The organism is Dyella sp. (assembly GCF_035508675.1).
GTDB lineage: Bacteria > Pseudomonadota > Gammaproteobacteria > Xanthomonadales > Rhodanobacteraceae > Dyella_B.
Genome location: NZ_DATJMN010000035.1, coordinates 1 through 9,530, shown reverse-complemented (window position 1 = coordinate 9,530; position 9,530 = coordinate 1). Strand labels below are relative to the sequence as shown.

Genomic DNA, 9,530 nt, shown 5'->3' with positions numbered 1-9,530 from the left:
TTAACTCTCATCATTCCATAGGGGTCTAGTGCATGGCTGAGCAAGCTCTCGCAGTGATTTTGTGTCTGATTGTGCCGGTCTGCAGTAGCGTCTTCTCTGCGTTTTGTTTCAAGAACTGGCGCGCATTGATCATCGCCGCAGCTGTTGCATGATTTGTGTACCTGATTTTCAACCTGTACGCAGATGGCCACTCTCGCGACAAGGAACTAATACAGGGCACCTCGCTGCTCTTCCAGCTTACTGGCGGTACTTTTGTTGCTTTGCTTGCAGCCGCTTGTGCAGGTGGCACGCTTAAGGTCATGAATCACTTGCGTGATCATGCAACAGTACAGTAACACTCTCTTCACCCAGCCTATAGAAGGCTAAACGGTAGGGCATTGGACCCCTGAGGAGTGTGTACGTGGAAGAAGCCGGTAGGGCTACGTAGTCGCGAGGTAGTTCGTTACCGAACACTACCACTCAGCCTGCAACTCGGGACCGTGTGAGTCCCGGGCTGCATTGTGGGGAGAGGCTGGCAAGTGTTGGCCATTGGACGTAGCCCGACGCTTACGCGATCCGCTTGCTGACTACTTCAAGCCTGCGGCTTGCTCAATTACAGCGGCCACTGCATCAGGATGCGAAAGCATGGGAACATGGCTGGAAGCAACCGTGGTAGTGGTTGCGTGAATCTTGCTTGCCATGCCGGCTTCAAGATTCGGCTGAATCGCTCGATCCTTGGAGGCAACGATGTACCAGGAAGGCTTGCTGTGCCACGCTGCATTACTGATGTTGCCACCTAGTGATTTTGCATTGGTGGGTGCCTGCGCGGCATACAAGATGGCCTTTTCGGATGCACTTAAGTCCTGGGCGAAGCTCTCGTAGACACCGGCCTTAGTAAGCTTAAGGAACCCTTCGCTATCCGGCTTGACCTCGGCAGCCAACGGAGGGGGCGCCATGGTCGCTCCCAGGGAGCCCGCAGACTGGCCATCGTCCGGCGCAAAAGCGGCGACATAAACCAGACCGCTTACTTTGGGATCATTGCCGGCTTCCGTGATGACGGCGCCGCCGTAGGAGTGCCCGACCAAAAGCACTGGACCATCCTCGAGAGCGACCGCTCGTTTTACCGTCGCGGCATCGTCAGCCAGCGACGTGAGCGGAAGTTGCACAGCAACAACATTCAAGCCTTTTGCATTGAGTAGAGGAATGACCTTCGACCAGCTCGAACCGTCGGCCCATGCACCGTGCACGAGAATGACATTCTTCACCTGCGACGGTGCTGCGGTGGCGGCTTCTGCGGACGAACTGTTCATGGCTAGGGATGCGCTCGATAAAGAGATAAGGGCCGTGGCGATAAGCGAGTACCAGGAGATTTTTGGTCCGTTTTTCATGATGAAAAGTCCTACGCCTAAATGAGATGAGATTGCCGACAAGGCGAAGGAAATAGAGCATGGCCAGATGGACCGCTCTTTCGAAAAATGGACGCGAATGTCAAAAACTGCCCATCAACCGATATGCATGTCTTATCGGGATCAAGCGACCCATTATTCAGCGGGACTATCGATCCGTGGCGCGAAGGCGCGGCGCCAGCGGCCAGGGCTCAACTTCGTGTAGTGCGTGAAGGCGGCATTGAAATGAGACTGACTGGCGAATCCGCATTCCAATGCAATATGGGCCAGCGAGTGCCTTGACTCGACGAGTAAAACCTTCGCTCTGCTGATGCGACGGGCGAGCAACCATTGATGAGGTGACACGCCGGTCGACCGCCGGAAACCCCTGACGAAATGTGTCACGGACACATGGCATTCCTGTGCCAGCTCTTCGAGCGATATATCCATGCGCTCATCCATTATGTCCTTCGCGCGCCGCTCCTGCCATCGGGCCAGCCCCGATGCGTAGCGACGAATGGGGACGCTGGCGTTTCCATAACGCCCCAGCGTGTGTGCGCACACGGCACCCAGGATTTCGTCCAGCAACAATACACTGGCGATGTGTTGTTCACGGAGTGCGGCCAAGGCCGCTTGACTCAGAAACCTCATCACCGGGTCGTCCCGACCGACCATCGGGCGGTGTATCAGCTCCGAGATCGGCGAAGATTCGTTCTGGTCGGCAAATGCATTAAGCGTTGCGAGTGGAATGTAGAAGTGAAGCGAGTGCGTCGGTTCACGCACCAACGCTCTGGGGTCGAGCCTCACGTCATGGATGTAGGTCATGCCTGCGATCGCAGGCTCTACACGTATGGATCGGCCATTTAACCAGTATTCGTGGCCCACGATGCTGGCGAGTTGAACATCCACGAGAAAAGCGTCGCCGCAACCCAACGATCCGCTGGGTTCCGCCATCGGAAGATCGAGTTTCAATTCAGACAGCGCAATCGCTCCACGTTCCAGCCTGCGCTCAGCGTGTAAGTCAGGCTCAGATATGCCAAAGCAACCCGCAAGATGCACCCCGAAAGCGCTATCGTCCAATTCGTCTTGTGCCCCAGCGAGGGGGTGCTTGTTTTCGCTTGCTTTCATAAGTGCCCTCCTGGCCACCATCATCTCGCTATGCTGACCGCTCTTGGAAGGGGGCTTTGCTACCCTCGATAACTCGAGCTAATCGATTTTCCCCTAACCTATGCATTGGGTGGGCAGCAGACCTTCGAGGTAGTCTTTAGCAGTGCCGTATACCGTAAGCTATTGTTCCAAATCGTGCTGCCTTACTCGGTCGAATCCGGCAGGAAGTTCATGGCGACCCCATTGATGCAATAGCGCAACCCGGTCGGCGGAGGTCCATCGGGAAACACGTGCCCAAGGTGGCCGTCACACTGACTGCAATGAACCTCGGTGCGCACCATGCCATGGCTCGTATCCGTAGTGGTCTCGACCGAACCTGGTTCCGGCTCATTGAAACTTGGCCAGCCTGTTCCACTTTCAAATTTCGTTTTTGCGACGAACAATGGTTGATCACACCCCGCGCAGATAAACGTGCCCTTACGCTTTTCATAAAGCAACGCGCACGTGCCCGCCCGTTCTGTCGCGTGGCCACGGAGCACGTTGTATTGCTCAGGGGTGAGGATTTTCCTCCACTCCTCGTCTGAGTGAGTGACTTCGAAGTTGTGCGAAGAGCGACCATCCGAACGTGTTGTCATGAGTGCAATTCCAAAGAGAACTACCCGTCATTTCGTTGGTAGCCCATATCAAGTTACCTCGGATGCACCCAGGACAAAACCGGGCTTTAACAGTGTCATCGGTGTATTCAAGAACGCGGCTGGCTCCGAAAGTGTCCCGGTTAGCCGCCCAACCACCGCCCGACATCAAGAGATTGAACACGCGCCACCCTCCCTGATTGAAGACGAAAGTCTATGGCTTTGCGCCCTTAACTACTCGCCTACGACCTCTTGAATATGCTCAGCAAGCGACTTCCTGCCAGGTGGATGAAACCCATCAAGCACAATTGGCTCGGTCTGCGCGATGCCAAAATTTTCTGCCAGCTCCGACAAAAAAGCGGCCATAGCCGCCAAAAATTTGGGCCCTTTAGCGCTCGCCACTGCCATCCGCTTTGGGTATCGCTCTTCGATTTCCCGGATCAATGTATTTAAATGGCCAAGGGTTTCCATGACCTCACGCTCATGGAAGCTTGCACTTCGATGAAGGCATCTGTTTCTGGCCTTATTCAAATACCGTACCCAACTTTGCCATTGCGGATCACCGATGACCTCGTTTGCACGATCACAAAATTTTTGGATAGGGGAACTTACCAAGTTCAACTCTTTTCGCTTGGCAGTGACAAAGCTCTCCAACGCAGCTTGCGCACTTATAACCTGTGAAATTAGCGCCTGCTTCTCCTTTGATAGACCAAGAGCAAAGGCAGTGTAAAAATTAACACTGTCCATATCGCTCATGGTTAGTCTTCCCTGCGCCGACCGGCCTTCTGTTCGCCACCACCCGTTCGGCTTCCACGCTTACGCATTCCGCTGATGACCTTCATGGCTTCGGGAGCGTCCTGCCTCTTCTCTCCTCGTTCAATCTGAGAATAGTAGGACTGGCTCACCTTCATCTTGTCCGCCACTTCGGCCTGGGTGAGGCGCTTTTCCAAGCGCATTACTCGCAGAGTTTTGGCATTTGTCATGGATTGCATCCCGTCCGAGATCGGTGACCTCGCCACGAAATGCAAAATACTGGAAAATGGTAAATAATTGCAAGTGCAACCCAGTGTGCATCTATACGATGCCCGGCATACCCTTTCCACTGCACCATTTTTGCAGCATCGCGTAATCGATCACCGCTGTGGCACCAACCGCGCCTGATTGGCAGGTCGAGCTGCCCGACGTGTCCCGCCAAAGATAATGTGCCAAGCGCATGACTTGTACTGACCAAGCCGCCCGAACACCCAAACGCAGGCATAAAAAGCCCTGCATTCGCAGGGTTTTTTAGTTTGGCCGGGAGACTAGGACCCAAAGCAGACAGTATCTGGGACACATTTGGGGGGCATGATCGGAAACATAACATCCAAAAATGGCTTAACTATGCCTTTCTAAAGCCGTGATTCCACGCCTATTTCCGCAACCAAGGCTTGTTGCGTGGGAGCATTCTTTCCAAACTCACCACGCGAACAGGCTCAGCCTGAGTGACCGTACTGTTAGTTACATTCTGTTGATCTATGGGTAGAGCCCCGTCAAGAATAGATACCACACGCGAAGGTTCGTTATGAGCAAAGCCCGGCTTGCCGTTGTCTTCTTTTATATAGTGTCCTTTTGAAGGCGTTATGACATCCGCCTGCTGCTCACGCTTCATGGAGTAAAGTTTGCTGGCTCCTGCTTTAAGTGTATGGAGATAGTCGGCCCACGCTTGCATCATCTTCTTGCGGATATCCAGATACTTAGCGGCGTAGTTATAGGCGCCCTTCACCTCGTTCGGCTCTGCATGAGCAAGCTGACACTCGATGGCCCGTTCGTCCCAACCCATTTCGTTCAAACGGCTAGATGCCATAGCACGAAAGCCATGACCGGTCATTGTGTCGCCATCATAGCCAAGGCCACGCAACGCAATATTCACCGCGTTCTCGCTCATGTGCCGGCTTGCTCCACGCAGACTAGGAAACACATAACGCCCCCGGCCTGTCAGCAATTGCAAATCACTCAGAATGGTTACAGCCTGGCTAGACAGCGGCACCAGATGATCCACTTTCATCTTCATACGCGCTCCAGGGATGCGCCACACCGCACCATCCAGATCAAGCTCTGACCACTCCGCTCCGCGTAGTTCACCAGGACGTACAAAAACAAGCGGCGCCAGCTTGAGCGCTGCATGGGTAACGGGCTGACCAGTAAAACTGTCGATATCACGCAGCAGTTGCCCGATCTTCATCGGGTCAGTGATCGCAGCATGATGCTTGTGCTTTACGCGCTTGATCGTGCCACGCAACGCGGCAGTAGGGTCGGCCTCAGCTTTCCCTTCCAGAATCGCCCAGCGGAATACTTGTCCCGCCTTGATCTTCGCTCGTCGTGCGGTTTCTTGTTTCCCCGTCGCCTCAATCTTACGTAGCGCATCTAGCAATATGCGCGGCGTAATTGCCACGAGCGGCATATGCCCAATCTCGGGAAATAAGAAAGCCTCAAAGAGCCAACGATTCTTAGCCGCAGTAACTTCCGCAATCTTTGCATGTTCGTGAGCCATCCACTCGCGAGTGACTGCCTCAAATGTGGTCGCAGCGCGCGCAGCTTCAATCTGTTGGCGTTTGGCTTCCTGTCTCTGCGCACCGGGATCAACTCCGGCCTGTATTTGCTTGCGAGCTTCATCCCGTCGCGCACGCGCCTCCGCCAAACTTGTGTCGGGAAAGCTGCCTAGCGCCAACCTCTTTTCCCGACCATCCACTCGGTATTTGAGTCGCCACAGCTTTCCGCCTGCCGGAGAGACTTCTAAGTACATTCCTTTTTCGTCGTACAAGCGGTAAGGCTTGGCAGCAGCCTTGGCTTGCTTAACGTCCAGAACGGTTAGCTGAGGCATGGGGGCATATTCCAGTTGAGGGCGTAGCTAAAATGCCCCATGCCCCCAATCATGCCCCCTAGAAGGGCCAGATCGCAATGGATGCCCCCGGACTACGCTGGATCTTCCAACAATAAAAAACCCGCCTAAGTGGCGGGTTTTTATATCCTTTTTGGTCTTTACTGGACCGTATCGGACTTCTTAATGGTGCCCAAGGGGGGACTCGAACCCCCACGACTTGCGTCGCTACCACCTCAAGGTAGTGCGTCTACCAATTCCGCCACCTGGGCTAGTGTTTTTCGATTTTAGTGCTTGCTCGTGGATGCTGCGGCGGGGGCCGTAGCGGCCGGAACCTCGCCCGCCTTTGCTGGAGCCGGCTGGGCGGCAGGTACCTCGCCGTTGCCTGCCGGAGCTGCAGGAGCCGGTACCGCCGCTTGCGGCTGCACTGGCGCTGCGGGCTGCGCATTTTGCTTGGTTGCAGGCTTGTTGCCAAGACCCGACATCACGCCGAGATCGGTGTTGGCCTGTTGCTGATGGATGACGCCGCCATTGGCCTTCAGGTAGATGCCCATGCCGATGCTGAGCGCGAAAAACAGCGCGGCGAGCACGGCGGTGGAGCGCGACAGGAAGTTGGCCGAACCACGAGCGCCGAACACGGTGGCCGATGCGCCGGCACCAAAGCCGGAGCCTGCATCGGCGCCCGCGCCGCGCTGCATGAGGATCAGCACGATCATCGCGGCAGCGATCAAGATGTAGAACACGCTGAAGATGACGAACATGGTGTCTCGCGTAAGGTTCGGTATCGCTTAATGGGCGGCTTGGCAGATGGCGAGGAATTCGGACGCCACGAGCGCGGCACCCCCGATCAACCCGCCATCCACGTCCGGCTGACCAAACAGATCAGCTGCATTGGCCGCCTTGACGCTGCCGCCGTAAAGCAGCCGGGTCAGACGGGCAATCATAGCATCCTGCTCCGCAAGTTGGCTACGGATGAACGCGTGCACCTCTTGCGCCTGTTCCGGGGTGGCGTTTTTGCCCGTTCCGATGGCCCATACGGGCTCGTAAGCGACCACGGCCGTATCGAAGCTGGCGATACCGTTGAGCATCAGCACGGCCTGCAACTGGTGATGGATGACCTCCATGGTCTGCCCCGCCTCGCGCTGATGCAGGGTCTCGCCCAGGCACAAAATAGGGGTCAGCCCGGCTGCGCGTGCCGCGGCAAACTTGCGGGCCACCATCTCGTTGCTCTCGGTATGGTGGTGCCGCCGCTCAGAATGACCTACCAAGGTCCAATGCGCGCCGATGTCCGCCACCATGGCGGCGGATACTTCGCCGGTGTAAGCACCCGGCCCCGCATGCTGGCTCACGTCCTGCGACCCGAACCCCAGGCCTGAATCGCCAAATTTGGCAACCAGCTGAGGAAGGTAAGGAAAAGGCGGAAGGATGAGCACGTCGATGGCGTCGGCGGGATTGGCTCTGACGATGTCCTCGACCAGCCCGTCGGCCATCGATCGACTGCCGTGCATTTTCCAATTTCCCGCAACGATCTTTTTGCGCATGGCTTGCATCCGCTGCAACGAAAGCTGGCAAGCTTAACTATCGTCCCAACGTACGGCAACGCATGTACGGTGGGCATTTGAATTTATATCGATCCAGTAGGAAAGAACTTATGTCGCAAGCTCGCCCGCTTAGCCTGATTACCGGCGCGTCCGCCGGAATCGGTGCGGCTTTCGCCCGCGCCCTCGCCGCTCGCGGCCACGATGTAGTGCTTACGGCGCGGCGCACGGAGCGCCTGGAAGCACTAGCGGCCGAACTGCGCAACCAACACAACATCAAGGCCACCGTGCTCACCAACGATCTGGCCGAGGTACACGCGGTCGAGCAACTTTGTTCGACCCTCGATGCGCGGGGTCTGCAAGTGGATTGGCTGATCAACAACGCAGGCTACGGCGTGCCTGGGCGGTTCGATGCCAACGATTGGCAAGTACACGCGGACTTTCTTCGCGTATTGGTGACGGCCCCCACGGAACTGGCATGGCGTTTGATTGCGGGCATGCGCGAGCGTCGCTACGGGCGCATAGTGAATGTCGCGTCGTTAGCGGGCCATGTGCCGGGCAGCGCGGGACACACACTGTACGCAGCCAGCAAGGCGTACATGATCAAGTTTTCGCAATCGCTCGCATTGGAAAACCAAAACCTGGGCGTAAACGTATGTGCGCTCTGCCCCGGCTTTACGCGCTCGGAATTTCACGACGTAACCGGCACGCGCCCGCTAGTAAGCAAGATGCCGGATTTCATGTGGCAGAGCGCCGAGGATGTGGTGCAAGAAGGCATCGATGCGGTGGAACGCGGCGATGCGGTGCGCGTAACCGGACGCGTAAATCGAACCATCAAGAGCGTGTTCAAGCTGATACCCGATCGGCTCGCCCTGAAATTATCGGCTCGTCAGTCGCATCGTTATCGGGCGCAGGATTGAGCGCACTAACCGCCGATCCAATGCGCCAATAAAAACGCGGCGGCCGATGCCAGGCCGCCGATCAACACCGTTTGCACCGCACTTCGCAGCGGGCTCACACCGGTGAAACGGCTCTTTGCCGTGCCGAACAGCGCCAGGGCGATGCCCGTGCAAACGATCGATACCATCAACGCCGGCTTCAATTGATCGATCAGCATGTACGGCGCCAGCGGAACCAAGCCGCCGACGATGTAAGCGCCGCCAATGGTGAGTGCGCTGCGCAATGCGCGACCCGGCTGCGGTGCATCCAATCCCAATTCGAAGCGCATCATGAAATCCACCCAGGCTTCATGATCCTTGCGGAAATGCGCAAGGATGGGTTCGCAAGCCGCGCGATCCAAGCCGTAGTTCTTGAAGATGTCCACAATCTCGCGCTCTTCTTCGCGCTGCAGATCGCGGATCTCGCGAAACTCTCTACTGCGCTCGGAATGGTAGTGATCGATTTCGCCGCGCGCGGCGAGATAGCCGCCCAAACCCATGGCGATGGCACCCGCCGCGATTTCGGCCACACCGGCCACCACTACCACGCGACTGGCGACATGGGCTGCGGAAAGGCCTGCCGCGAGCGCAAAGGGGACTGTAAGGCCATCGGCCATGCCCAGCACGACATCGCGCACGGTTTCGGAAAAGGTGAAATGCCGCTCTTTGTGCGTATGGCGGTGGGTATGGGACATGCAATGAACTCCCTGGGTTCGACGCACACTTTAACCGGTAATCGGCGTTGCCCGGGGCAATGAGAAACACACGCATTGGCTTTTGCAATGCGTGGCGCGGATTCCGATGAGCCTGAACATTAAATCCGGTGAAGACTGATCAGGCTGCTGATGCTGACCAATTCTCCGATGCTATCCGTCTTCTGTGCGAGCACGGTGTCGTCGAGCGACTTGTTTGAGCAAATGCAATACAGTGCAACCATCCTCCTATTCTTCCCTTCGAGACACGGCGAAGCAGGCGCGACTTAGAGACATCACGGCTCGTGTCTTACAGCAACGCTTAAATCAATCGAGTGAGTAAACCAGACTGCATAGAGTTCATTGCATCCTGCTGTCCCATCTCGAATGCGCGTTTCACAT

The 9,530-nt window shown here is 56.4% G+C and carries 10 protein-coding genes and 1 tRNA gene; 1 reads left to right on the top strand and 10 read right to left on the bottom strand.

Annotated features, from left to right (window positions below; genetic code table 11):
* Nucleotides 1-566: 566 nt before the first annotated feature.
* From VMA74_RS02125 to tpiA, 9 genes are all read right to left on the bottom strand, one after another.
* Nucleotides 567-1,367 carry an alpha/beta hydrolase gene (locus tag VMA74_RS02125; RefSeq protein WP_325364337.1) on the bottom strand — a complete coding sequence of 267 codons (801 nt, stop codon included), beginning with the start codon at nt 1,365-1,367 and terminating at the stop codon, nt 567-569.
* Between the two features lie 153 nt (nt 1,368-1,520).
* Complete coding sequence (locus VMA74_RS02120; protein WP_325364335.1) at nt 1,521-2,492, bottom strand: AraC family transcriptional regulator; 972 nt, start codon at nt 2,490-2,492, stop codon at nt 1,521-1,523.
* Nucleotides 2,493-2,674: 182 nt separating this feature from the next.
* A complete protein-coding gene (gene msrB / locus VMA74_RS02115) occupies nt 2,675-3,106 on the bottom strand; it encodes a peptide-methionine (R)-S-oxide reductase MsrB (protein ID WP_325364333.1) in 432 nt (143 codons plus the stop codon).
* 231 nt (nt 3,107-3,337) lie between these two features.
* A complete protein-coding gene (locus VMA74_RS02110; protein ID WP_325364331.1) occupies nt 3,338-3,859 on the bottom strand; it encodes a hypothetical protein in 522 nt (173 codons plus the stop codon).
* 2 nt (nt 3,860-3,861) lie between these two features.
* Nucleotides 3,862-4,086, bottom strand: coding sequence for a helix-turn-helix transcriptional regulator (locus VMA74_RS02105; RefSeq protein ID WP_325364329.1), 225 nt, complete (start codon nt 4,084-4,086; stop codon nt 3,862-3,864).
* A gap of 425 nt (nt 4,087-4,511) precedes the next feature.
* Entirely contained in the window at nt 4,512-5,963 is a 1,452-nt protein-coding gene (locus VMA74_RS02100; protein WP_325364327.1) for a tyrosine-type recombinase/integrase, read from the bottom strand.
* Nucleotides 5,964-6,147: 184 nt separating this feature from the next.
* Nucleotides 6,148-6,232 (bottom strand) — tRNA-Leu (locus VMA74_RS02095).
* A 15-nt stretch (nt 6,233-6,247) separates the two neighbouring features.
* Complete coding sequence (secG, locus tag VMA74_RS02090; RefSeq protein WP_325364325.1) at nt 6,248-6,721, bottom strand: preprotein translocase subunit SecG; 474 nt, start codon at nt 6,719-6,721, stop codon at nt 6,248-6,250.
* Nucleotides 6,722-6,748: 27 nt separating this feature from the next.
* Complete coding sequence (gene tpiA / locus VMA74_RS02085) at nt 6,749-7,501, bottom strand: triose-phosphate isomerase (RefSeq protein ID WP_325364323.1); 753 nt, start codon at nt 7,499-7,501, stop codon at nt 6,749-6,751.
* 110 nt (nt 7,502-7,611) lie between these two features.
* Between tpiA and VMA74_RS02080 the strand changes: the two genes are divergently transcribed.
* Entirely contained in the window at nt 7,612-8,418 is an 807-nt protein-coding gene (locus VMA74_RS02080) for an SDR family oxidoreductase (RefSeq protein ID WP_325364321.1), read from the top strand.
* Nucleotides 8,419-8,423: 5 nt separating this feature from the next.
* Here VMA74_RS02080 and VMA74_RS02075 read toward each other — a convergent pair whose 3' ends face one another.
* Entirely contained in the window at nt 8,424-9,131 is a 708-nt protein-coding gene (locus VMA74_RS02075) for a VIT1/CCC1 transporter family protein (RefSeq protein WP_325364319.1), read from the bottom strand.
* Nucleotides 9,132-9,530: the final 399 nt, after the last annotated feature.

Excerpts from the sequence above, each read along its gene's own strand:
- VMA74_RS02125 (WP_325364337.1), bottom strand. The coding sequence starts at position 1,367 with ATGAAAAACGGACCAAAAATCTCCTGGTACTCGCTTATCGCCACGGCC.
- VMA74_RS02120 (WP_325364335.1), bottom strand. The coding sequence starts at position 2,492 with ATGAAAGCAAGCGAAAACAAGCACCCCCTCGCTGGGGCACAAGACGAA.
- msrB (WP_325364333.1), bottom strand. The coding sequence starts at position 3,106 with ATGACAACACGTTCGGATGGTCGCTCTTCGCACAACTTCGAAGTCACT.
- VMA74_RS02110 (WP_325364331.1), bottom strand. The coding sequence starts at position 3,859 with ATGAGCGATATGGACAGTGTTAATTTTTACACTGCCTTTGCTCTTGGT.
- VMA74_RS02105 (WP_325364329.1), bottom strand. The coding sequence starts at position 4,086 with ATGACAAATGCCAAAACTCTGCGAGTAATGCGCTTGGAAAAGCGCCTC.
- VMA74_RS02100 (WP_325364327.1), bottom strand. The coding sequence starts at position 5,963 with ATGCCTCAGCTAACCGTTCTGGACGTTAAGCAAGCCAAGGCTGCTGCC.
- secG (WP_325364325.1), bottom strand. The coding sequence starts at position 6,721 with ATGTTCGTCATCTTCAGCGTGTTCTACATCTTGATCGCTGCCGCGATG.
- tpiA (WP_325364323.1), bottom strand. The coding sequence starts at position 7,501 with ATGCGCAAAAAGATCGTTGCGGGAAATTGGAAAATGCACGGCAGTCGA.
- VMA74_RS02080 (WP_325364321.1), top strand. The coding sequence starts at position 7,612 with ATGTCGCAAGCTCGCCCGCTTAGCCTGATTACCGGCGCGTCCGCCGGA.
- VMA74_RS02075 (WP_325364319.1), bottom strand. The coding sequence starts at position 9,131 with ATGTCCCATACCCACCGCCATACGCACAAAGAGCGGCATTTCACCTTT.